Below are 21,480 nucleotides of genomic sequence, written 5' to 3' on the forward strand. Positions count from 1 at the left end.
CAGGGAGTGCGGACGCGCACCGTTCCGTCATCCCGACCTCACCGGTGGTTCCAGGGCGAAACCCGTGCCCGGGTCCTCATCCGAGGGCACGGGCGTTTCCTCCGCCGGGTGTCTACTTCCAGTAGTGGTCGCGGTAGGTGCCGCAGGTGTACTGGATGACGGGCGCCGTGGAGTTGGTGCTGCCGTTCAGGACCGCGAGGCACTTGCCGCTGTTCCAGTTCACGAACTGGTTGGCCTGCTTGGCGCTGTCGTAGCGGAGCGCCCAGTACTGGTCCACGTACAGGCCGCAGGGGTACTGCGTGGCCGGGACGAAGTCGCCGGTGCCGGCGGCGTCGACGGACAGGCACATGCCGCTGTTCTTGTTCCGGACGGAGTACCAGCGCTCGCCGCGCCCGTCGCCCTCGTACCGGACCTCCCAGTAGTGGTCGGCCCAGCTTCCGCACCCGTACTGGTTGAGCTGCGTGGCGGGGTTCTGGCTGCCGCCGGGCACGGCGAGACAGAGGCCGGAGTTGTAGTTCCGGATCCAGCCGTACGCGTTGATCCCGAGCGGTACGACGGACTTGGGGTCCACTCCGGGCCGGGGCACCGGCTTGTCGCCGGTAGCGGCAGCGGCGCGGGCGGCGGCACGGGCGTCGACGGGGGTCGGCGCCTTGTCCTCGGCGGGCTCGGACTGTTCATCGTGTTCCAGGCCGCTCGGCGCACTGCGGCGCAGACGGCCACGGCGGTCGGCCTCGGCCCGGACCGGATTTCACTGACCGTCACACTCCGTACCGCTCGCCACACCGTCATCAACGCCGACCTGGCGTCTCACGCAGAGGTCGGCGCGACACCACGCATCACCGCTGCCACCCTCAACCCCCGAGCCGTGGGCCCCAAACAGCGGCGCCCACGGATCCTTCCCCGCCGCGTGAAACGCAGCCAGTCCAAGTTCGCCTGCAACGAGACCAGGAACCATAAGGCGTTACAGAGAGCAACAACAACGACCACTGTCGCCCCCTGCCCCACCCTTGACAGCCTGCTCACGGCCCTATCTTCCCGGCATTGATTTTGAATCGGCTCTGGCCGCAGTTTCGTAAAGCCAGCTCGCCCGCCCCGCCTTGGCTACAGTGGATGCCGTCTTGGATCATCGATGCGCCTATCCGAGTGCCTTCCGGATCTCCCGCGAGCCAGCGACGCACGGTGGGGGTAGGTCTTTTCGCACGAGGTGACCTTGGGATCCATGAGGAGATCAGCCATGTACGCAGTAGTTCGACGGTATGAACGGGTGACTGATCCTGCTGAGGCGGGGCGCCGAGTGAAAGAGGGGTTCGTACCTCTCCTACGCCAAGTGCCTGGATTCGTGGCCTACTACTGGGTTGACGCGGCAGATGGAGTGATGCTCTCCACCAGCGTCTTTGAAGACCAAGCCGGAGCCGAAGAGTCGGTCAAGAGGGCCGCTGACTTCGTACGGGACAACCTCTCGTCGCTGCTACCTGAACCTCCCCAAGTCACGGCCGGCCAGGTTGTGGCTGCTGGGTAGCGGCCTCCGGAGTGGTTCTGGATCCACGCGCCCTCCATGCCGGTGACCAGGCAATTCACGGAACTCCGGCCAGAGCCAGATTCGGGGAGCCCCATCAGTGACCCCCGCAGCCCCGCTCCTGCCGTGCGCGGCCGTCGGCCCAGCCCCGTGTCACCCCGCGGGGCCGGGCCGCGCCCGCCTACCGGCTCATGTGAACGCGGGCAGGACGGGACGGCCCCGGAGTCCTGGCTCAGGCAGCAGCCTCAAGGTCACGGTCAGGACTCCGTGACCTTGCTCTTCAACACGCGGTGTCGGCTGGAAGGCAGCAAAAGAGCTGCCAGAGGTGCGTCGTGCAGGAAAGGATCAACAGCATGGATCCTGCTGTGACGGCCGCACTTATTGCTGCTCCTGTAGCTGCGATCGCGTCCGGTGCCGCCTTCGCCGCCGGAATCGCGCAAGGCAGGGGATCCCGGCGAGGGCCAGTGGATGCAGTGCGTCAGGAGCATCAACGCGATGCCTACGCGTCATTCTTAGCTGCCCTGCACGCATACGAACGCGGCATCGACCCGGGTCGATGAGGAGCGGGCCGAAGCCGAACTCAGGGGCGCTGCGACGTCGTGGACGCCGACGGACCTCCACACGCGGACGCTGAAGCTTGCCGGGGAGGTCTCCATCGAGGAGATCTTGTCGGCGCAGGCCGCTGTAGAACTGCAGGGACCTGAACCCGTTGTCGAGGCAAGCGCTATCGCCGTCGGCCTCGTGAGCGACACCCACTTCACCGCAGCCGCCGTGGCCTATGGCGGCCCTGATGCCGCAATCAGCGACTTCCTGGGCCGTTACGCCAAGATCCACCCGGCACGCAGGCAATTCACTCTGGCGGCGCGGGCGGCAGAAAGCCCACCTGGCCGTGACCGCAGAGCACGCCTTTGTCTCGACCGTCGACGGCACCATGTCGAAACTCCAGCTCGGAGCCCCAGGCACCAACCTCGAGATCATCGCTGAGCTGACGACGATCGTGTGTGATGTCGCCGGGCGCCGGCTCGAGGTCTTGCTGCGAGCCGGGGAACAACAGCTTCTCCAATCGGTACCGGCCAGACTCTCGGACGGCGGCGAGGAACGCTCCACAACCAGGAACAGCGACCAGCGGATCGCCTCGGGCGAGTAGACGAGACGCACCACAGAACTTGAACCAGCGCCCGTTCTCGTGAACAAAGCCAGCGCGTACAAGCTTGGGAGACATGCCAGCTCCGGATCTGCCTGGCGGTCCCTGCCCCTGGGCGATCAGGTCGCCGCTGAGGAGGAGTGGTGCCGTCAGGCGGATCGCGGTCGCCGCTGTCTTGACCGGCGCGTTGGTCAGGGAGCGGACCGCAGCTGCGGCGCCTGCCACGTCATCCCCGGGGGCTGGAGTAGGGGCGAGGGCTCGGGGCCGGGGTCATCGGTGGTGACGACTCCGGCGGCCGCGTGGTCGAAGTCGGCGGGCCAGCGGGTGTGCTCGCTGGCCACGGCGCCGGTCAGGCGTGCTTCGACAAGGTTGGCGGTGCTCAAGTCGGTGCCGCGCAAGTCGGCCATGCGGAGATCGGCGCGTCGGAAGACCGCGCCGTGGGCGACGGCCTTGCGCAGGTTCGCCTCGCGCAGGTCGGTCTCAGTGAAGTCGGCGTCGCGCAAGTCGGTCTCGACCAGCTTCGCGCCCCGTAGGTCGGCCAGAATGCAGCGAGCCCGGCGGAGAATCGCAGTCGTGAGGTCGGCGTGCCGCAGGTTGACCGAGACCAGGGACGCCTGGGTGAGATTGGCGTGGTACAGGCCCGCGGCCTCCAGGCAAGCACGGTCGAAGTTGACCTCGGGGAACCAGAGTCCGTCGCAGTCGGCCCGGCGCAAGTCGGTGATGCTGAGATTGACCCAGGACTGCTCCCGGTGTTGGCACAGCACGCCGAGTGCGGTCAGCGCCACCTGAGCGTCGGCGGCGCGAGTCTCCAGGGGTGCGATGTCGTTGATGGGCACGCCTGCCGCCGGTGATTCCGGCCCGGCGGGTGGCCAGGGCAGGTGCGTACGCAGATACGCGGCCTGGATGGAGATGATGGCCTCCCGGTCGCGGGCGGACTGCTCCGCGATTCGCCACAGCGCGTGCAACCCACCGATCCGCACATCCAGCTTGTCGCTCCCGAGCTGGTCGACGGCCCGGCTGAACCGGTCGGTGACGTAGCCCTCCTGGGTGGCGCGCAAACCGTCCTGACTCACCCGCAGTTGCCGCCAGGTGGCAAACGCCCCGAAGAGCACGACCACGCCGCCGACCACCTGCAAAAGCGCCGTACGGACATCGTTCACCGCCTTCAGTCGATCCTGTGCCGCGACGCTCGACCCGGCGAGATCGTGGTTCACCACTACACCTGGCAGTAGGACGAACACTGCGCCCAGAACGACCAGCCCCGCCGCCCCGGCCAGCAGAGCCACAGCTGCGCGACGCCTGCCCAGCCCGTCGCGCCGTGCCCGCCGCCCACGGTCCGGTTCCCCCATCTCCATGGGCACAGGAGCTTAGGCTCCGCTTAGTAAACGATCAAGAGTGCTGTGGCACTGGCCCGTGGCATGAGAACGGCCTTATGGGTTGAGTGAGTTGTGAGGTGCACGTGGCCCGTGCGGCCTGTTCCGATCCTGCCCTGTCCGGGTCCCGCGCGCACACTTCGGCGAGTTACTCAAAGAACTCGCGCCCGGTGGCAGGCCGTGCGGGAGTCGGCGCTCCACGAGCGGTGTGGCGGAGGCGGGCGGCCGGCGCCGGGCCCGAGCAGCGCCTGGTCTTCGTCGACCGGCTCCTGGTCACGCTGGTCCACTAGCGACTTGGGATCCCGCACGCCGCTCTGGCCAAGTCGTACGCAGTGGACCGCTCCACCGCCTCCGGAGCGATCCGGGCCTGGCCTCGGGCACTGCCGACGAGGACCGCCAGGTCACCCAGGATCGCGAACACGACGCGTCCGTCATGGCCTGGCCGGCGACCGTACCCGCGCACAGCGTGTTGCCGTCGGCGAGGAGCGCGGCAAGCAGCATGGGCGGGATGCGGTCGTTGTGCGCGAGGCTCACTCACACCACGACGTGGGGGTGGCGGGCGAGTTCCTCTGCGAGGTCGGCCGGCAGGTCGGAGGATTCGGCCGCCCGCTCGGCCACGGCCGGGTCGGGGTCGCTGGCAAGGGTGGCAAGGACGTCGGGTGGCAGGCCGGTGACGTAGGAGGCCAGCTCGCCACGGACTTCTGGGGCGTGGTGCTCGGCGAGTTCTCGCACCACTACTTCCGGCGCGATCCCGGCCTGGGCAGCGGCCGGCAGGAAGGAGGAGTCATGGCGTGGCACCTCGGCCCAGGGAACCATGCCACGCGCGATCAGCGAGGGGACGTCGACGTCTTCGTAGGCCAGGAGGATGCGTGCCTGGACCTCGGACAGGTCATCGCGATAGGTCAGTACGTGACGGACGTCTTCGTCGCCCGTCTTCGCGAGCGTCTCGAACAGGTTCTCCGGGAGGGCCGGATTGGCCGCGATCCCCTCCATGACGACCTGCACCAGATCTCCCTCACACTGCCCTGAACGTCCCCGTCACCCTCGTGTTGCGGGGTGGAACGCCGAGACCGACGGGTGATGCAACGTCTCCGGGATTCAAACCCGGGTTTCCAGCTCCGGCGAACCGGCGACCGGCGACCGGCGACAGCCAGGCTCTCCGCTCAGCCGGTCTTCTCCATGCCCGGGCGCAGGCGCTCCAGCAGGGCATACAGGGTCGCGCTCTCGTCCGCGCCGAGCGTGTCGAGCGCGCCATGCGTCGCCTGCATCTCCTCACGCACGCGCCGGATGACCTCCCGGCCCTCGTCCGTCGCCACGACGTTCTTGACCCGGCGGTCGGCCGGGGCGGGCGCGCGGCGCACCAGGCCACGAGCCTCGAGGCGGTCGACGATCCCGGTGACGTTCGAGGCATCGCACACCAGCAGGGTGGCGAGCGCGCGCATCGGCAGCGGTCCATCGAGCTGGGCGAGAAGCTTGGCCTGCGTGGACGTCAGCCCGTGGTGGGCCGCGGCGGCCGCGAAGTCGCGCCACTGAGCCGTGCCGATGGCGGCGAGGAGCTCAAGCAGCTTGAGCTTGGTGGGCGTCTCGGGGGTCGTCGCGCTCATGGTTCGAGCGTACTCAAGGTCCTTGACATTATCAATTGTTTACTTGACCTCCTCAACTATCGAGGTCTAACTTCGACGCATTACTTGATGACATCAAACATCTACATCCTGAAGCACTGAGAAGGCCCCCACTCATGAGCCCCGTGACTCCTCCGTCCACCGCCGACCCCCGGCGCGAGACGCTCGTCATCTTCGCGCTGAGCCTCGCCGCCATGGTCGTGTCGATGATGCAGACCCTGCCGGTCCCGATCCTCGGCCTCATCCGCGCCGACCTCGGCACCTCGACCGCCAACGTGAGCTGGGTCACCACCGCGACCCTGCTGTCCGCCGCCGTCTTCACCCCGCTGCTGGGCCGCTTCGGCGACCAGCACGGCAAGAAGCCCACGCTGGTGGCCGTCCTCGGTGTCATGGTCGTCGGCTCCGTCGTCGCCGCCCTGGCGACCTCGCTCCCGCTGCTGATCCTGGGCCGCGTCCTCCAGGGCGCCGCCACGGCGATCTTCCCGCTCGCCCTGTCCGTCCTGCGCGAGGAGGTCCGCCCGCAGAAGCTGCCCGGCGCGATGTCGCTCGTGAGCGGGACCCTCGCCTTCGGCAGCGGACTCGCACTCGTCGCCACCGGCCTGCTGACCTCCGGGTCCGGTGCCGACTACCGCAGCGCCTTCTGGATGGCGACCGGCTTCGCCGCGCTCGCCCTGCTCGCTGTCGTCCTCCTGGTCCCCGCCACCCGCCACAAGACCGGCGGACGCACCGACTTCCTCGGCGCGCTGACCCTCGGCATCACCCTGCTGCTGCTCCTGCTCCCCATCTCGCAGGGCCACGAGTGGGGCTGGACCTCCGCCCGCACGCTGGGCACCCTCGCCGGCGCCGCCGTCATGACCGCCGTCTGGGTCGTCACCGAGCTCAAGGTCCGCGAGCCACTCGTCGACATGCGCATGTTCATCCACCGGCCGGTGCTCATGGCCAACCTGGCCGGCATCCTCGTCGGCTTCGGCATGTTCGCGAACTTCCTCGGCGTCTCGTACCTCGTCCAGATGCCCGAGGCCCTCACCGGCTACGGCTTCGACGCCTCCATCCTGCGCGCCTCCGTACAGTTCCTCCTGCCCGGCGCGATCGTCTCCCTGCTCGCCTCCCCCATCGGCGGTCAGCTCGTCCGCCACCGCGGCCCGCGCACAGTGCTCATCCTCGCCGCCGGACTCGGCGCCGCGGGCTTCGGCTGGCTCGCCCTGGACCACGGCCACACCGCCTCGGTGATCGGTGCCGGTGTGGTCGTCGGTGCGGCCGTCAGCTTCGGTTACGCGGCCATGCCCGCCGTCATCATGGCGAGCGTCCCGCACCACCAGAGCGGCATCGCCAACGGCATCAACTCCATCTCCCGTTCCACCGGCAGTGCGATCGGGAGCGCCGTCGTCACCACGATCCTCGCCTCCAAGACCATCGAGCACCTGCCCGCCGGCGTCCCCGCTCTGCCCGCCGAGTCCGGCTTCACCCTCACCTTCTGGCTCGGCGCGGCGGCCTTCGCCCTCGTCGCGGTCATCGGGCGGCTCGGCCTGAAAGGCCGCCAGGAGCCTCGTATCGCTCCGGCGGCGAACACTCCCTCCGCCGCCAAGATCGCCGAACCGACCGCCCGATGAGCAGACGCGGCCCGGACCACGACCCGAGTCCGGCGGCAAACCGGTGAAAACCGGCACCGCGCCTGCTCGCGCAGGTGGAGGACCATGGACGGCATCGACTCGTCGGTGACGCCCGCGCCACCGATCGTCTTGCCACGCTTGCGGGCGGACTCGTGGCCCTCCAGGGTGCGGTCGCGGATTAGCCCTGCAGACCGTCCCCTGCTGAGTAGCCCCTTGTCCGGCTTCAGGTTGCAGTCAGCCGCCGTACACATGCCGGTGGCGGCCTTCGTCTCGGCTTGGGTGCAGGGGTGTGTTGCTCAGGCATCGGTGTCGTTGTAGGCCAGGTTGCCGCCCAGTTCGAGGGAGGCTTCGGCTTGGGCCAGCAGTTCCTGGGCCTTGGCCTTCACGCCGTCGATGGCGTCGGCGCCGGCGACGAAGCGCTGCAGCGGCTTTGCCTGGCCGGCGATGGTCAGCAGGGCGCGGGCGAGTTTGACGGGGTCGCCGGTCAGCTGTCCGTTCATGCTCTTCCAGGCTTCGATGGTCGCGGTGGTGCGCTCGGCGTAGTCGTCGATGGTCGGCTCGGGCCAGGTGGTGGAGGCGTCCACAAGCAGCTCGGTGCGGAAGAAGCCGGGTTCCACGATCGTGGTGTGGAATTTGTAAGGCTCGACGTCGTAGCGCAGGGATTCCATCCAGCCCTCGACGCCGAACTTGGAGGCGGCGTAGGCGACGCAGAACTCCTGTCCGATGATGCCGGCGGAGGAGGACAGGGTGATGATGTGACCGGCGCTCAGGGAGACCGCGGAGGCCATTGGGCTCCGCGGCAGGCCAGTCACAGTGAAGGCACTTCGTTAGGAGTTCTAAGTCACGTGCTCCCCGAGCCGCACCATGGCTCGTTCCAGCTCCCCGCGCGTCCCGATCGGGACGAGGGCAGGGCGCCCAGGGACGCGTACGCCTCCCGTGAGGGCGACCCTCGTCCGCCCGTCGCCCATCGCGTCGGCCGCCATCCCGACCACCAGGAACCGGCTCTGCAGCCAGCCCCAGCCGGGGCGCAGGACGCCGTGGAAGTGGGCGCGCAGACCGTACCGGCTGCGGGCCAGCGCCTCGACGCGGTCGCCGTCGACGCCGAGGACCCGCACGGACCGCATGTCGGGCTGGAACTCCCCGAAGCCCCCTTCGAGATCGCCCATCACGCCCCACACCTCGTCGAACGCCGCGGGCAGCACCTGCTCGACGACGTGCGCCCCCCGGATCGCTGCCCCCATGACGCGCAGCCGCCCCACATTGCTCTGTGTCATCCGTTCCACGCCTTTCGGAAACTCTGCCGGGCCCGGTGCAGCCGCGACTTCGCGGTGCCGGCCGGAACACCGAGTACGGCAGCCGCGGACTCCTCGTCCATGCCTTCGACATCGCGCAGTACGAGGACGGCGCGATGTTGCGGAGACAGTCGCGAGAGCACGTCGTCGATGTCGGCGGCCAGCTGCGGATCGCCCCGCTGCGGTACGTCGGCCAGCTCGGCCGGCCGCGCCCGGGCCGCCCGCTTGGCGACGCGGACCGCCTCGCGTACGGAGATGCCCCGCACCCACCCGTACAGCGCCTCCGGGTCCCGCAGCGACCGCAGCGACGTGAACACGGCGACCAGTGCTTCCTGTGTGGCGTCCGGGCCGTCGTCCAGCGCGATCGAGCGGCAGATCCGGGCGATGTACGGGGTGAGGTGATCGAGCAGGTCGTGCAGGGCCAGCGTGTCGCCCCGCCGGGCGGCCCGGGCGAGCGCGACGCCCCGGTCGACACCCGTGTCGGCGTGGTCAGCGGGCTGCACGCAGCGCCGCCCACCCGAAGACCAGGCACAGGGGTGTGTACAGCAACGCGTTCAGCCACGGGAACGCCGCACCGGACCCGTCGCGGCCGGTCACGATCCACACCAGTCCGACCGTCGCGCGCAGCAGCATCCCGGCGGCGACTGCGGCCGTGACCAGACGTGTCGTCCTGCCGCCGCGATCACGCACCCGGGCGAACACGGCCAGGGCGGCGAGGCCCTCCAGCGCGGCAAGCGGCAGCACGACGGACGGTCCGAACGAGACGGCACTGCCGAGGACCGCGAGCGAGAGCCCCCGCTCGTCGTGGGCCGGCCACGTCAGGCCGGTGGCCCAATAGACGTGCACCACAGCGAGGACGGCGAGCAGCGCCGAAACGGCGCGCGCGCCGGTGGCCGTGCGAGGCCGCTGAATTTCAATGACCGCCATGGGTCCCCCTCCGAAACGAGCCCGGCGTCGAGCGCCGACACCTCAAGGAGGAGCCGAAGCACCCAAAGGTTCCCTGTGAGCCGCCTCACACCGCATCCGAGGGTCACCACCGCACCCGGCGGCGAACTACCACCACATCACCTACGACAAGCACGCCGGCGGCAACTCCAACACCTCCGCCGGCTACTCCTTCGAAGCATGCCTGCGCGGCGTTGACGTCCGCGAAGGAGACGCACCCCTGGCCCGCGGCGCCCGCCGACGGGCGCGGTCCTGGGATTCCGTTACGCGTCTGCGGGGGGCGGGCGGGACGCCGGCGGATCAGCCTGGGGGTGCGCCTGGGCAGGGGGTGCAGGCGTTGGACTCGGATTTGCTGATGATCGCCACTGGCGCCGCCTGCGTCAGGCGACCAGTTCGTAGATACTCCGGGCCGTCAGCCAGAGGCCGGCGAGCAGAGCAAGGGCGACGATCAGCTGCTCCTGGTGGTCTCCCAGCCAGGTCCGTAGGGCATTCAACCGCGCGTTCGCGGCCTTGGGTGCCCAGAGCGTGTACGTCGCCATGACGATGAGGCTGAGTGTGGCCAGGAGGCAGTAGCCGGCCAGTGCGAACCAGTCGGCTGCGGTGGAGAGGTTCGCGTCGACCGCGGTCGCGGCGCCGGCGCCGACCAGTCCCCAGGGCTGCAGCACCCACGCCAGACCGGCTGCCGCGAACGGAGAGGCGTTGTCGATCCGGGCCGTCCAGCGTGGCGGGCCGTGCGGGCGGGGCGGCCGGCGGTGCCGATACACCCCGTACACCACGAGCGCCAGACCGATGGCGAGTTTCACGGCGATCGCGGCGGTCGAAGGCACGCTGTGACGGGCCGGGGGTTGCCCGCCGGTCAGCACCACCACGACAGCGATCACCGCAACCAGGTTGGCCAGCCACGACAACAGGAACGCCAGGCCCTGACGAACGCCGCGCCGCGAGGAGAGGAGGAGGATGAAAGCGCTGTTGTGCAGAGGCCCCAAGGTGATGGCCGTACCGATCACCACCAGGTCGAGGACCATCGGACCAGTCGCTCCTGGATGTCAGGGCCGCCTGCCACTCGTGGACGAGGGACCGGCCGGCAGAAGGAGGCGGCGTTGCTACGTTACGCATCCCGACTCTGCTGTGCGGTGTCCCGGCCGGTCAAGCAGGCCACGCCCATGAAACCCTGCCGGTCCGTCGGGAAACCGCATCACCGGCTCACGTCTGCCTGGGCTTCAACAAGGGCAGCGCTGAGGCTGGGGCCGTCGGCAGTCGCCACGGGGGTGCCGTGTTGCTCTCCTTCGGGGCGGCCCTTCTTGGGCAGCAGGAAGGTGATCGCGAGGAAGACCACCAGCAGGCATGCCTGGACGATCAGCGCGCGGTGGAAGCCACCGGTGAAGTCACCGGTCTTGGCCTGGGCGAAGAACACCGAGCCGAAGACCGCGACGCCGATGGAGCCGCCGAGCGCCTGGACCGCCGACAGGACACCGGAGGCGGAACCGATCTCGTCGTCGTCGACCGCGGCCAGGATGAAGCTGAACAGGGCGGCGATCACCATGCCGGCGCCGATGCCCGCCACTGTCACGCCGGGAACGATGTCCCAGATCGAGAACGAGGCGGTGTCGAGGCCGTCGAGCTCGAACCACAGCACTGCCGCACCGGCCAGTTGGACCAGCGGTCCGATCTGGAGCACCTTGCGGCCGATCTTGTCGGCGAGGAACGCGCCACTGACCGCGCCGCCGATCGCGGTTCCCACTGCGAGGGGCAGGTTGCCCAGTCCCGCGTCACCGGCGGTGAAGTGCCGGCCGATCTGGAGGAACAGGGTCAGGACGAGCTGGGTGCCGATCAGTCCGCCGAAGAACAGGGCGATGCCGCCGAGGCCGACGGTGAAGGCCGGCTTGCGGAGCAGGCCCGGGGTCACCAGCGGCTCGCGGCCCGCGGCGGCTGTACGGCGCTGCTGGAGGGCGAAGAGAGCGAACCCGATCACGGAAGCGGCCATGGACAGCCACGTCCACAGCGGCCAGCCCTCCTCCTGCCCCTGGTTGAGCGGCAGCACCAGCAGGGCGCAGGAAGCCGCGACCAGGGCGGCGCCGGTCATGTCGACCCGTACCGTGCGGTCGCCCGCCTTCTTGGGCACGAACTTCGCGGCGACGATCAATGCCGCGATTCCGATGGGCAGGTTGATCAGGAACACCGACCGCCAGCCCAGGTCGAAGAAGTCGCCCTCGATGAGGAAGCCGCCAAGGACCGGGCCGATGATGCCGCCCAGGCCGAGAACGGGTCCGAAGATCGCGAAGACCTTGGTGAGCTCGGGGCCGGAGAAGTTCTCCCGCAGCAGGCCCAGGCCCTGGGGCAGCAGCATCGCTCCAGCGGTGCCCTGCAGCAGGCGGAAGGCGATCAGCGACTCGATGTTCGGCGCGATCGCGCACAGCAGGGAGGTCGCGGTGAAGGCCGCCAGGCCGATCAGGAACATTCTGCGCCGGCCGTAGCGGTCGCCGAGTCGGCCGCCGAGCACGAGCCCGGCGCCCAGGGTGAGGGCGTAGCCGCCGATCACCCATTGCAGTCCGACGGAACCGGCACCGAGCGATCTCTCCAGGTCCGGTCCGGCGACGTTGACGATCGAGGCGTCCAGGAGATCCATGATCTCCGCGACGATCATCACCGCCAGGATCAGCCATCGCCATCGGTAGGGCTCGTTCGTCTTGTCAGGGGTGGGGGACGGGGCACGCACGCCAGATACCTCCATGGTGAAGTAATTCCACCGTGAAGGTAAAGTGATGGCGGTAGGTTGTCAAAGCGAAGTGACCGTGCGGTCCGTGCGAACCGTGCGGACCGCGTGGCAGGAGAGAAGGGTGGAGAGTCGGCATGGAGGAAGCCGTGCGCGACGGCGTCGCGGAGCAGCGTGAGCGGCTGATGGAATCACTGAGGATCTACGGCGGCCACTACGCCGAGCTCAGCCGGCGCTTCGCCGCCTGGCTGGGCCTGCACTCCACCGACGCGACCGCGGTCCTGGAGATCGCCGCCGCCGAGGAGCGCGGCACTCCCCTGTCCCCGGCACGGCTGAGTGAACGGATCTCCCTCTCCACCGGCGCCACCACCGCACTCCTGAACCGCCTCGAATCGGCGGGGCACATCACCCGCGCCCGCGAGCACTCCGACCGACGCATCGTCACTCTGCGCAGCGGAGCACACATCCAGGAACGTGCGGACGAGTTCTTCGGCCCGCTCGCCCACCGCCTCGACGCCGCGATGTCGCACCACCCGCCCCGACTCCTGGAACAGTTCGAAGCGTTCATGGCCGAACTGAACACCACCATGAACAGCCACCTGACCGACCAGGACACGTGCCCCCCACCCGCCCGCACCCCTGATCACCGGACTCCCTGACCGGCTTGCTCCCAGCCGCCCAGCTCGCTTCCCCCACCCGCTCATACTCGCCTCCCACATCGCGCACTGCGCACCTATGGGAAGACGCCTTCAAGTTCGAGAGGGACCGACCAGGGCTATTCGTGGGCACCACTGCTCCCTGGCTGCCGTGGCTCACGCGACCAACCCGTGGGAACTGGTCATTCTGTGCCCGTCCTGCAGCCGCGGAAACCGGCTGGGCCGCATGGCTGCAGCCGCGCAGGCGCTTCGCGAGTTAGCCGGTCCAACCGCCGCGCCGGCGATGGGCGTGGCGTAGAGCAGCGCGCGGTGTTCGGCGTACCGCTTCCGTTTCATGGCCTGGATGGTGCCCTCGTCGGGTCGGAGACGACCCGACGAGGGCACCCCGAGCACACGAGGGGCCCGCACCCATCGGTGCGGGCCTGGTTTTGGCAGGTAAAACGCCGCCTCCGACCGGTTCACTCGTCCGAGGGCGAGTTGAGGCCGGCCACTTCCACGGGGCGGTTGCGTCACCTGGACCGGGCCTGGCGGCACTTTCGTTGCGGGCGCGGCGGATCGCGGCGGCCTGGACGGCGGAGGCGGTTTCGCGTTCCTGGGCGAACGCGGCGCGGGCGTCGGCGGGGATCAGGGAGGGGATGCCGGTGATGGCGCGGTGGCCTGGGTCTGCACTCGCCGGCCCCGGCCGCAGAGTCCTGCTCGGCGGCCGGGAACAGTGCGGGGGGGGCTGGCGGTCTGGGCGTACCAGACGGACTGGTCATGTGGGGAGGCCGGCGAGCGGATGCTCGTTCAGTTCGTCTGCGGGTTGATCAGGTGGTCGCCTGAGCAACCGACCGCGACCAGGCCGCTGGGTGGTCGGTGTCGCCGAGGAGGGCAAGACCCGGCGCGGAAGGCTCGACAGCAGCCTGTGGCGTTGTCGGCCTTTGAGGAGCGAGTTGTCCGGGTCGGCCTGCGTGGCGGCCATGGCCAGCAGAGCTCCGGGGAAGTGGGCGCCATCGACGGTGTCGATGAGCTGCTCGTCGCGCAGCCAGTCCAGCAGCCGGACCGCGGTGTTCATCGGCATCCGTGTCCCCCGGGCGAGGGCACGGGTGTCGACGCCTTCGGCGGCGTGGATGAGCAGAAGCATGTCGCGTGCCCATTGCGTGGTCTGCCCTCGCGCCGGGACCACGGCGGGGGTGGTGCTGTGGCGTGCCGTGTCGGTGAGGACAGCTGGACGCAGGGCGCTGGCCGACCACCACGGCGCGCCCGCGGGAGCCGAGACCGTGCTCGACATGGGACGCACGGGGGTTCCACGCTCAGGTCGGGCACTGACGAAGCGCGGGCCGCAGCCTTGAACTTCCCTAGGTGGCGCTCTCGTTGAGGCCGAACCTGCTCGTTCCGAGGAACCGCAGTTATCGGCGAAACGAGGGTTACCGCTGCGCGTCTGCTTGGGCGCGGGCGCGTTCGATGTCGGGGACGTGGCTCTCGGCCCATTGCCGGACCGCGCGCAGGGGTGTCAGCAGTGACCGCCCGAGGTCGGTGAGGGCGTACTCGACATGCGGAGGGCTCGCGGGAATCTCCGTGCGAGAGATCAGACCGTCGTACTCCATCGCGCGAAGGGTCTCGGTGAGCGCCTTCGGTGTGATACCCCGGATGTGCGCCTTGAGTTCGGTGAATCGCATCGGCCTGTTGTCCAGCGCGTTGACGATGAACACCGTCCAGCGCGCCCCGATCCGGTGCAGAACGGTGCGACTGGGGCAGGTCGCGGCCATGACGTTGTAGGCGTTACCCATGCACGACTCCCGGTAGCGTTGTAGATACCGATATAGATTCTATACCGTCCGGGTTGTGACCATTCCCGAATGCACGATCCGTCCCTCGATAGCTCGGCACAGCCGTTTCGTCGCAGCAATCGTCATCGACTCGATCGGCACCGGTGTCTTCGTCCCCGTATCGATGCTGTACTTCCTGGCCACGACGTCGCTGACACTGGTGCAGGTGGGCGCGGCACTGACGACGGCCGGGCTGCTGGCGCTCCCTGCGGGCCCTCTCGTCGGAGGACTGGTCGACCGGTACGGCGCCAAGCCGGTACTGCAGGCGGCAAACCTGGCCCAGGCGCTCGGCTTCGCCGGGTATCTCGTCGTGGGGCAGACATGGCAGATCGTCATCTGCGCCTGGTTGAACAGTGCCGGGCGGGCGGTGTTCTTCAGCTGCTACGGCGTGACCGTCACGGCGCTGGCCGCGCCCGGCCAACGCGAGCGATGGTTCGGTCTTCTGGGTTCAGTACGCAACCTCGGCTACGCAGTCGGCGGGCTGCTCTCCGCCGTCGCGGTCAGCTTCGGCACCAACGGCGTCTGGGCCGCGATCGTGATCGTCAATGCCTTGTCCTATGTCACCGCCTTCGTTCTGATGCGGGCGGTGCCGAACATCCGTGCCGCCAAGGCGGGCCAGGACGCTGCCGGAGGCTGGGGGCACGTGCTCAGGGACCGGCGGTACCTGTCGCTGGTCGCGCATCAACTGTGCTTCGCGATCTCCTTGTTCGCCCTCAACATCGCGATACCCGTCTACGCCGTGGACGTGCTGGGACTGCCTGGCTGGACCGCCGGCGCGATCTTCACGCTCAACACCCTGATGGTCGGCTTCGGCCAGGGCCTCGTCATCGGGTGGCTCAGCGGGCGAATCCGCAGCCGCGTCCTCGTCGCCGGACACGCCTGCTTCGCGGCCGGCTACCTCCTGTTCCTTGCCGCCGACCACGTGGCTGCGCTCGCCCTCGCGGTCGGCATCGTATTGCTCGGCGCATGCAGCTACACCTTCGGCGAAGTCCTCTGCGGCCCCATCACCTCGACTGTCGCCGCGGAGAGCGCCCCAGACGCTCTCCGCGGCCGATACCTGGCCCTCAACCAACTCGCCGTGACCGTCGCAGGAGCGGTGGCCCCGGCCGCCCTCTCCGGGTTGCTTTCCAGTGGGGCAACCGCGACCTGGCTCACCCTGGTCGGCGTCAGCGCCCTCGGAGCCACACTCGCCACGACGATCGGCAGAGTGGTTCCAGCGGCGCGGAGCCGCATCGGAGGTGCTTAGGCCGTGTCCTACGTGGTGAGGCGGGCGAGGCGCTTGCAGCAACAGAGAGCGGCGACGAGCCCAAGGAAGGCCAGGTAGTCGTGGCGGTCCCGGGTTGCGGCCGGCCGCATCGGCGCACCGACCGCAGATCGACCGTAGCCCCAGCTCACCCGGTCGCGGGGTACACGTTCATGTCGATGCCCACCGCGGCGTACTCGTTGATCATGTACGGGCTCTCGCTGTCGTAGAGGCCGCGGTCCTTGCCCGTGCGGGCGTCGAGGATGACGCCTTCGGCGTCGGCGGTGGCGTAGACGGCACCGTGGAAGGCGTTCAGCACCTCGGGCTTCTTCCGTGAGGGGTCGTCCTCGGAGATGGTCCAGAGCACCTTGCGGCTCTGGGCGTCGATGCCCTGTGCGATCTCCTTGGTGTCGCAGACGACCACGGACCGCTGGTCGTGGAAGCAGTGGATGAAGCTGCCGTTCGGTGCGCTGGGGACGCGCTCGCCCGTACGGCTGTCGCGCAGCGTTCCCGCGACGAAGAAGCCGCCTCCCACCTGCTCGACCTCCACGCCGGCGCGGCCCTCCTGCTTCCAGCGCGGGGAGCCGTCCGTGAGCGCCAGGCCCGCGAGGGCGAGGTCCTCCTGCGGGGAGTGCCAGCCGTCGATCGACTGGAAGGTCGCCTCCTTACTGAGCTGGGCGCCGATGACGACGCCGCCGTCCAGCGCGGCGCCCGCGAAGCCGTCCTTCTGCCAGGTCACCTGATGGCTCTTCAGGTCGACCGCGTAGGTGGTGGCGCTCTGGCCGCCGTCACTGCCCGCATCGTCCGGGCTGGTGAGGACCCTGACGGCCGCGGTTCCGCCCTCGGCGCCGATCACCGCCGGCTCCAGGTCACTGACGGTCGCCCCCTTCGGCGCGGGCAGCCGGACCGTCCAGGACACCTTGCCGCTGTCCGCGTCGACGGAACGCAGGTAGACGTCGGTCCGGTCACGCTTGGTGCCGGAGCCCTTCGTGTAGTCGGCGTACGCGAAGAGGACGCCCGTGTGTCCGTCCTGCTGGGCGAGGACCGGGGGGATGGTCTGGTCGTCGCTCGGCATGCCCTCCTTGCCGGTGTACCAGTCCTTGCGGCCGAGGGGGGACGACCAGAGCTTCTGCCCGGAGTGGGTGTCGTAGGCGTCGAGGGCCTCGGAGGTCCGGTGGTACAGCCTGGGCCCGTGCAGGGCGAACCCCCAGTCCTTGACGTCCTCGTCCACGGGCAGTGCGATCTCCTTGCCGAACTTCGCCGGAGGATCGAACGCCTTCGGCTTCGCCGCGGCGGGAGACTTGGCGCCGGAGGCCGCACCCGGGGCCCTGGCGTCCGCGTCCGTCCCGGACGCGCCGTCGGAACAGCCCGCCAAACCGGTCAGCACAGCCACGAGAGCCAGATGCATGACGTGCCGGTGCGTCACTCGCACAGTGATCTCCTCTTTTGGACAACTCCTCAGCAGCCTAGTGGCGTTGTCCTCGCAGCGCGTTCGCTTAGACCGTGCCCTATGAGGTGAGGCGGACGAGTCGGTTGTAGCAGCACAGGCCTGCGGCGAGGCCGAGAAAGGCCAGGTGGTTGCGTGGATGGCGCTCGTAGCGGTGGTTGAGCCGGCGGTATCCGGTCAGCCAGGACATGGTCCGCTCGATGCCCCATCTGCGGCGTCCGAGCCGTTCTGATGACTCGATGCCTTTGCGGGCGATACGGACTCCGATGCGTTTGCCGCGGAGCCATTTCCGCAGGTGGGGGATGCCGTAGGCCTTGTCGGCGTGCAGGCATTGAGGCTTGAAGTGGCGGCCGCGGTGGGGGTCGTGTCTCGTTTGGAGACCCGTGATCACGGGCTTCAGGGCCTGGCCGTCGTGGGTGTTGGCGCCGAGAGGCCGACAACGAGGGGCAGTCCGTTCGCGTCCGACGGGACGTGCATCTTGGAACCCGCCTCGCCTCGGTCCACGGGGCTCGGGCCGGTGAGGTCGCCCCCCCCTTTCGCCCTCACGTGGGCAGAGTCGAGGACGGCGCGGGACAGGTCGAGCAGGCCGGCGTCATGGAGGCGGTGCAGGATCTCCTCATGCAGCCGGCCCCACACTCCGGCCCGGGACCAGATCAGGAACCGGCGGTGCGCGGTCGACTTCGATATCCCGAAGCAGGGCGGAAGAGCCCGCCAGGCGCAACCACTGACGAGCACGTAGAGGATCGCGGCGAACAGCGTCTCATCAGGCGTGTCCTGCGTCGCGCCGCCCTGTGGCCGCACCGTGGACGGCGGGATCAGCGGCTTCGCGATCTCCCACAGCCCGTCCGGAACAATCCAACTCCACGTACCCCGGCCCATATCAAGGCCAACGACGCCTCATCACATAGGACGCGGTCTTAGTGCTCCGCGACCGCACGGGTTCGCCGGGGTGGCGGTCAGGCGGTTGCACGACACTCCTCTGCGCAGGTGCGCGCGAGGGGGCGCCGAGATCGGACGAGCAACAGGAATAGGCCCCCTCACCGCCTGAACGGGACTCCCTTCAGAGAAACCACACCCACCCTTCGGCATTCCACTCCCCCGCATTCCCCAGTTGGTCCACTCGCGAACCAACTGGGGCGAAGAGCAGCGCTGGGGAGCACTCGAGATCGGCATCACGACTGGTGGCGCTACGACGGAACGATGCGCCGGCCGACGGCGACGTCGACGTGGGGCCGGTGCACGTGCGGCCGACACGGAGAGAACACCTCCGTCATCGCCTGAAGACGGTCCGGGAGGACGACGTCCCTGACGCCTACGACACCTCCGGCCCGTACCGGGACTGGACGGCCCACATCGACGAGGTGGGCGCCAGGACGGTGACGCTGCCGGAGGATCTGACGAGTCTGCTGTGCGTGGCGGCGCGAGCCGGCTCGCGTTGACGACTGTGCTGAGGGCTGCTTACCAGCCTCCGTTGAAGAGCCCGGCGAGTGCCTCGGCCGAGTGTGTGGCGGTGCTGGTGTTGGCAAAGGCGACAACGAGCACAACGCCCGATAGGAGGACCGACACCGTGATCCCGAGTTTCATGGCGCGCCGGGACCGGGCGTCGGAGGTGACCCTGTGCTGCCGCCACTGCACGACAGTGATGACCCCCAGGCCGACGGTGACAAGGGCAGCCATCGCGGCCAGGACCGCGTGGTAGAGGGCGAGGTCGCTCACCATGGCGGTGAGGGCGGGCGCGTGCGGGCCGGCGGGGTAGTCGGCGAGCTGCTGCCGGATCTGGGCGAGCGTGGTGGCGAGTTCACCGTCGGCACCACCGTTGGTGAGCAGGGGAAGCAGCGACGCGAACGGTGCTGTCGCACCTTGGACGTTGGCCACCAGCCCGACGAGAGCGAAGGGCCCGAGCAACGTGACGAGGAGCGCCGGAGGCGCGAGGAGGAAGCCGCCGGGACGGTCGACAGCCGCCCGGCGCCACTGTCGCCACAGGACGACGCCGAGGGTCACGGTCGCCGCGAAGAGGAGGGCCGACAGGCCGGCCTTGACGAGGTGGAAGCGGAACCAGAAGGCGACCGCGTCCTCCAACTGGCGGGGGAAGTCCTGGCTGCCGGACTCCCAGTATCCGACCATGCCGCTACGGAATGACGCGCTGAGGTTGCCGGTGTCGATGCCCTGATGGGCCAGGGAGTCGGGTACGACGAAGAAGGCGGCCAGGAGCACCGTGGTCACTCCGGTCAGGACGCCGATCTGCCGTCGCGGTGTGCCGGTGAGCCGGGGCAGGGAGTCGAAGCTGTTCATCAATGCCCTTGCTGAAGGAGAAGTGGACCTTCCGTGCGGATGGAGGCCGGGGGCCGGGGCCCCGGTGACGAAAGCCAACGCGATGACGGGCGGCTGGTCTGTAAGGCCAACCTCCGACTTGAGGGTGGGGCTACCCTCACCTGGCCTAGGACGTGCATCGTAAACGCTGCCCGCATGACTCATCAGCGGCTGCGGGCAGCGCTGGATACACGAGCCGGGGGGGCGACCCTCAGTGGCTTGACGGTGGTTGCGACTGTTCCGACGGCGCGTGCCGGCCCTTTCAGCACTACGAGGGAACAGGGCTCCACGACGCCACGAAGGCCGAAGTCGCTGGTCGTCGAGGGGACCCGCGCAGTGCTTCAAAAGGACGGAACGACGCTTCTCGAGAGGCTGAACGGGAAGGACTTCGACTTCGAGGACGGCCGGCGCCTCTCCCGTACGGGAAGCTGGGCCGATCGGGGGGCGGCGGCTGGTGGCGGTGCGCCATTCGTACCGCTCGTACCGCGCCAGCGCCGACGCGGCCTGCCCCGAGGCGAGCGGGACGGCGGCCGCCAGGTGTCCGTCGGCCGGCCGACAGGCCTCCACCTGGGCCGACTCGGCCTCGACCAGGGCGTCGGCCGCCTGCTGCAGGTACCGGCGTGTGCGGCGGGTTCGGAGCGCTCCCTCCGTCGATCACGGCACTCCGACGCCGCGCGAAGAGTCGCGGCCTTCACTCTCGCCGCCACGACTGGTGACGCACAGGCAGGTGCAGCCATGGAGCGACGAACGAGCGCAGTACGTCCTGTGAACAGTATTGAAAAGCCATGTGACATGTGCAATTTTACTCAGCATCCGTCGCGGACGGGCCCACCAACTCCCCTCCCCAGGAGTGCATCTTGCGCGCCATGGCCATCGCCACCGCCCTGCTCATATCGGCCTTCGCGGCCGCTCCCGCCCAGGCCGAGCCCAAGCCGGACCACGTCTTCACGGACCCGGGCCAGCGCCCGGCCCACGGCAAGGTCAACGGCGCCCCCGGCGCAACCGCCGGCGGCGGGCTGGAATCGCGCATCCTGCCGATCGTCCACGACTGCAGCCCGTCGCTGCGGATCCGGGCCCAGGAGATGACCGCCGCCCAGCTGACGGCGACCTGCGCGAGCCTGGCCAACCAGGACGCCTACTTCCACAGCGTCGCCAAGGACTCGGGGCCTGTCACGAACGACCACAACACCACCCTCGAGGTCGATGTCTTCAACTCGAGCGCCGACTACAAGGCCTACGCGAGGAAGATCTACGGCATCGACACCAACAACGGCGGCATGTACCTGGAGGGAGACCCCTCCGCGACGGGCAACCAGCCCCGGTTCATATGTTACGAGCGCACCGACGTCAGCCCCGGCTGGCAAATCTGGAACCTCAACCACGAGTACACCCACTATCTCGACGGCCGCTTCAATCTCTACGGCGACTTCGGCGCCAGTCAGACCACCCCCACCGTGTGGTGGGGCGAGGGCATCGCGGAGTACATCTCCTACTCCTACCGCGGCGTCACCTACGCCAACGCGGTAGCCGAGGCCGGCAAGCACACGTACTCCCTGCGCACGCTGTTCGACACCACCTACGCCAACAGCGACGTCAACCGCACCTACAACTGGGGCTACCTCGCCGCCCGCTACATGGTCGAGAAGCACCCGGCCGACGTCGCCACCGTGCTCGGCCATTACCGCACCGGAGACTGGACCGCCGCGCGTTCCTTCCTCACTTCACTGGACTACGAGAGCGACTGGAACGCCTGGCTGACGAGCGTGGCAGCCGGCGCCTGACCCGTACTCCTCCGGTAGGT

Annotated in this window: 21 protein-coding genes and 1 pseudogene; 7 read left to right on the forward strand and 15 right to left on the reverse strand. The window is 69.0% G+C overall.

The window, feature by feature from the left end; genetic code table 11:
• Positions 1–112: 112 nt before the first annotated feature.
• A complete protein-coding gene (locus ACZ6K0_RS08780) occupies positions 113–571 on the reverse strand; it encodes an RICIN domain-containing protein (protein WP_469234285.1) in 459 nt (152 codons plus the stop codon).
• 663 nt (positions 572–1,234) lie between these two features.
• Here ACZ6K0_RS08780 and ACZ6K0_RS08785 point away from each other — a divergent pair.
• The gene (locus ACZ6K0_RS08785) at positions 1,235–1,519 is read left to right on the forward strand and encodes a hypothetical protein (protein WP_469234284.1); all 285 of its coding nucleotides are present in this window, start codon (positions 1,235–1,237) and stop codon (positions 1,517–1,519) included.
• Between the two features lie 886 nt (positions 1,520–2,405).
• On the forward strand, positions 2,406–2,663 hold the full coding sequence (locus tag ACZ6K0_RS08790; RefSeq protein WP_376413100.1) for a hypothetical protein: 258 nt from the start codon (positions 2,406–2,408) through the stop codon (positions 2,661–2,663).
• Between the two features lie 188 nt (positions 2,664–2,851).
• Here ACZ6K0_RS08790 and ACZ6K0_RS08795 read toward each other — a convergent pair whose 3' ends face one another.
• From ACZ6K0_RS08795 to ACZ6K0_RS08805, 3 genes are all read right to left on the reverse strand, one after another.
• Entirely contained in the window at positions 2,852–4,015 is a 1,164-nt protein-coding gene (locus ACZ6K0_RS08795) for a pentapeptide repeat-containing protein (RefSeq protein ID WP_469234282.1), read from the reverse strand.
• A 552-nt stretch (positions 4,016–4,567) separates the two neighbouring features.
• Positions 4,568–5,038 (reverse strand): hypothetical protein, encoded by a 471-nt coding sequence (locus ACZ6K0_RS08800; protein ID WP_469234280.1) that lies wholly within the window; start codon positions 5,036–5,038, stop codon positions 4,568–4,570.
• Between the two features lie 158 nt (positions 5,039–5,196).
• A complete protein-coding gene (locus tag ACZ6K0_RS08805) occupies positions 5,197–5,637 on the reverse strand; it encodes a MarR family winged helix-turn-helix transcriptional regulator (RefSeq protein WP_469234278.1) in 441 nt (146 codons plus the stop codon).
• Positions 5,638–5,771: 134 nt separating this feature from the next.
• Between ACZ6K0_RS08805 and ACZ6K0_RS08810 the strand changes: the two genes are divergently transcribed.
• Positions 5,772–7,265, forward strand: coding sequence for an MFS transporter (locus ACZ6K0_RS08810; protein WP_469234276.1), 1,494 nt, complete (start codon positions 5,772–5,774; stop codon positions 7,263–7,265).
• 296 nt (positions 7,266–7,561) lie between these two features.
• Here ACZ6K0_RS08810 and ACZ6K0_RS08815 read toward each other — a convergent pair whose 3' ends face one another.
• The 6 genes from ACZ6K0_RS08815 to ACZ6K0_RS08840 form a co-directional block, all read right to left on the reverse strand.
• Complete coding sequence (locus ACZ6K0_RS08815; protein WP_469234274.1) at positions 7,562–8,053, reverse strand: SDR family NAD(P)-dependent oxidoreductase; 492 nt, start codon at positions 8,051–8,053, stop codon at positions 7,562–7,564.
• Positions 8,054–8,101: 48 nt separating this feature from the next.
• Positions 8,102–8,539, reverse strand: a complete 438-nt coding sequence (locus ACZ6K0_RS08820) for a hypothetical protein (protein WP_469234272.1) — start codon at positions 8,537–8,539, stop codon at positions 8,102–8,104.
• The gene (locus tag ACZ6K0_RS08825; protein WP_469234270.1) at positions 8,536–9,060 is read right to left on the reverse strand and encodes an RNA polymerase sigma factor; all 525 of its coding nucleotides are present in this window, start codon (positions 9,058–9,060) and stop codon (positions 8,536–8,538) included. The genes ACZ6K0_RS08820 and ACZ6K0_RS08825 overlap by 4 nt, the downstream gene beginning before the upstream one ends.
• On the reverse strand, positions 9,047–9,484 hold the full coding sequence (locus tag ACZ6K0_RS08830) for a DUF3995 domain-containing protein (RefSeq protein ID WP_469234269.1): 438 nt from the start codon (positions 9,482–9,484) through the stop codon (positions 9,047–9,049). The genes ACZ6K0_RS08825 and ACZ6K0_RS08830 overlap by 14 nt, the downstream gene beginning before the upstream one ends.
• A 398-nt stretch (positions 9,485–9,882) precedes the next feature.
• On the reverse strand, positions 9,883–10,527 hold the full coding sequence (locus ACZ6K0_RS08835; protein ID WP_376413076.1) for a GAP family protein: 645 nt from the start codon (positions 10,525–10,527) through the stop codon (positions 9,883–9,885).
• A gap of 170 nt (positions 10,528–10,697) precedes the next feature.
• A complete protein-coding gene (locus ACZ6K0_RS08840; RefSeq protein WP_469234267.1) occupies positions 10,698–12,218 on the reverse strand; it encodes an MFS transporter in 1,521 nt (506 codons plus the stop codon).
• 134 nt (positions 12,219–12,352) lie between these two features.
• Here ACZ6K0_RS08840 and ACZ6K0_RS08845 point away from each other — a divergent pair, with 134 nt between their 5' ends.
• On the forward strand, positions 12,353–12,874 hold the full coding sequence (locus tag ACZ6K0_RS08845) for a MarR family winged helix-turn-helix transcriptional regulator (protein ID WP_469234266.1): 522 nt from the start codon (positions 12,353–12,355) through the stop codon (positions 12,872–12,874).
• A 751-nt stretch (positions 12,875–13,625) separates the two neighbouring features.
• Here the strand turns inward: ACZ6K0_RS08845 and ACZ6K0_RS08850 are convergent.
• Positions 13,626–14,141: a hypothetical protein gene (locus tag ACZ6K0_RS08850; RefSeq protein WP_469575569.1), complete on the reverse strand. Its 516-nt coding sequence runs from the start codon at positions 14,139–14,141 to the stop codon at positions 13,626–13,628.
• Between the two features lie 136 nt (positions 14,142–14,277).
• A complete protein-coding gene (locus tag ACZ6K0_RS08855) occupies positions 14,278–14,640 on the reverse strand; it encodes a winged helix-turn-helix transcriptional regulator (RefSeq protein ID WP_469234262.1) in 363 nt (120 codons plus the stop codon).
• A 55-nt stretch (positions 14,641–14,695) separates the two neighbouring features.
• Here ACZ6K0_RS08855 and ACZ6K0_RS08860 point away from each other — a divergent pair, with 55 nt between their 5' ends.
• Positions 14,696–15,925 (forward strand): MFS transporter, encoded by a 1,230-nt coding sequence (locus ACZ6K0_RS08860; protein ID WP_469234261.1) that lies wholly within the window; start codon positions 14,696–14,698, stop codon positions 15,923–15,925.
• Between the two features lie 145 nt (positions 15,926–16,070).
• Here the strand turns inward: ACZ6K0_RS08860 and ACZ6K0_RS08865 are convergent, their stop codons facing one another.
• On the reverse strand, positions 16,071–17,330 hold the full coding sequence (locus ACZ6K0_RS08865) for a PQQ-binding-like beta-propeller repeat protein (protein WP_469234259.1): 1,260 nt from the start codon (positions 17,328–17,330) through the stop codon (positions 16,071–16,073).
• A gap of 100 nt (positions 17,331–17,430) precedes the next feature.
• Positions 17,431–18,248, reverse strand: a protein-coding gene (locus tag ACZ6K0_RS08870; RefSeq protein WP_469234257.1) for an IS5 family transposase whose coding sequence is annotated in 2 segments (ribosomal slippage) — positions 17,431–17,792 and positions 17,792–18,248 — 819 coding nt in all. Because the reading frame shifts where the segments join, the coding sequence is not laid out codon by codon here.
• Positions 18,249–18,610: 362 nt separating this feature from the next.
• On the opposite strand from ACZ6K0_RS08870, the gene ACZ6K0_RS08875 reads away from it, so the two are divergent.
• On the forward strand, positions 18,611–18,808 hold the full coding sequence (locus ACZ6K0_RS08875) for a hypothetical protein (RefSeq protein ID WP_469234256.1): 198 nt from the start codon (positions 18,611–18,613) through the stop codon (positions 18,806–18,808).
• Between the two features lie 19 nt (positions 18,809–18,827).
• On the opposite strand, the gene ACZ6K0_RS08880 is transcribed toward ACZ6K0_RS08875, so the two are convergent.
• Entirely contained in the window at positions 18,828–19,661 is an 834-nt protein-coding gene (locus ACZ6K0_RS08880) for a tat (twin-arginine translocation) pathway signal sequence (RefSeq protein ID WP_469234254.1), read from the reverse strand.
• A 1,034-nt stretch (positions 19,662–20,695) separates the two neighbouring features.
• On the opposite strand from ACZ6K0_RS08880, the pseudogene ACZ6K0_RS08885 reads away from it, so the two are divergent.
• Positions 20,696–21,454: pseudogene (locus tag ACZ6K0_RS08885) on the forward strand (collagenase); the annotation flags it as partial.
• Positions 21,455–21,480 lie beyond the last annotated feature (26 nt).

The sequence above is a fragment of the Streptomyces sp. NPDC042346 genome (assembly GCF_055581845.1).

Excerpts from the sequence above, each read along its gene's own strand:
- ACZ6K0_RS08835 (WP_376413076.1), bottom strand. The coding sequence starts at position 10,527 with ATGGTCCTCGACCTGGTGGTGATCGGTACGGCCATCACCTTGGGGCCT.
- ACZ6K0_RS08880 (WP_469234254.1), bottom strand. The coding sequence starts at position 19,661 with ATGAACAGCTTCGACTCCCTGCCCCGGCTCACCGGCACACCGCGACGG.
- ACZ6K0_RS08805 (WP_469234278.1), bottom strand. The coding sequence starts at position 5,637 with ATGAGCGCGACGACCCCCGAGACGCCCACCAAGCTCAAGCTGCTTGAG.
- ACZ6K0_RS08810 (WP_469234276.1), top strand. The coding sequence starts at position 5,772 with ATGAGCCCCGTGACTCCTCCGTCCACCGCCGACCCCCGGCGCGAGACG.
- ACZ6K0_RS08815 (WP_469234274.1), bottom strand. The coding sequence starts at position 8,053 with ATGGCCTCCGCGGTCTCCCTGAGCGCCGGTCACATCATCACCCTGTCC.
- ACZ6K0_RS08850 (WP_469575569.1), bottom strand. The coding sequence starts at position 14,141 with ATGTCGAGCACGGTCTCGGCTCCCGCGGGCGCGCCGTGGTGGTCGGCC.
- ACZ6K0_RS08855 (WP_469234262.1), bottom strand. The coding sequence starts at position 14,640 with ATGGGTAACGCCTACAACGTCATGGCCGCGACCTGCCCCAGTCGCACC.
- ACZ6K0_RS08845 (WP_469234266.1), top strand. The coding sequence starts at position 12,353 with ATGGAGGAAGCCGTGCGCGACGGCGTCGCGGAGCAGCGTGAGCGGCTG.
- ACZ6K0_RS08830 (WP_469234269.1), bottom strand. The coding sequence starts at position 9,484 with ATGGCGGTCATTGAAATTCAGCGGCCTCGCACGGCCACCGGCGCGCGC.
- ACZ6K0_RS08785 (WP_469234284.1), top strand. The coding sequence starts at position 1,235 with ATGTACGCAGTAGTTCGACGGTATGAACGGGTGACTGATCCTGCTGAG.
- ACZ6K0_RS08820 (WP_469234272.1), bottom strand. The coding sequence starts at position 8,539 with ATGACACAGAGCAATGTGGGGCGGCTGCGCGTCATGGGGGCAGCGATC.
- ACZ6K0_RS08795 (WP_469234282.1), bottom strand. The coding sequence starts at position 4,015 with ATGGAGATGGGGGAACCGGACCGTGGGCGGCGGGCACGGCGCGACGGG.
- ACZ6K0_RS08865 (WP_469234259.1), bottom strand. The coding sequence starts at position 17,330 with ATGCATCTGGCTCTCGTGGCTGTGCTGACCGGTTTGGCGGGCTGTTCC.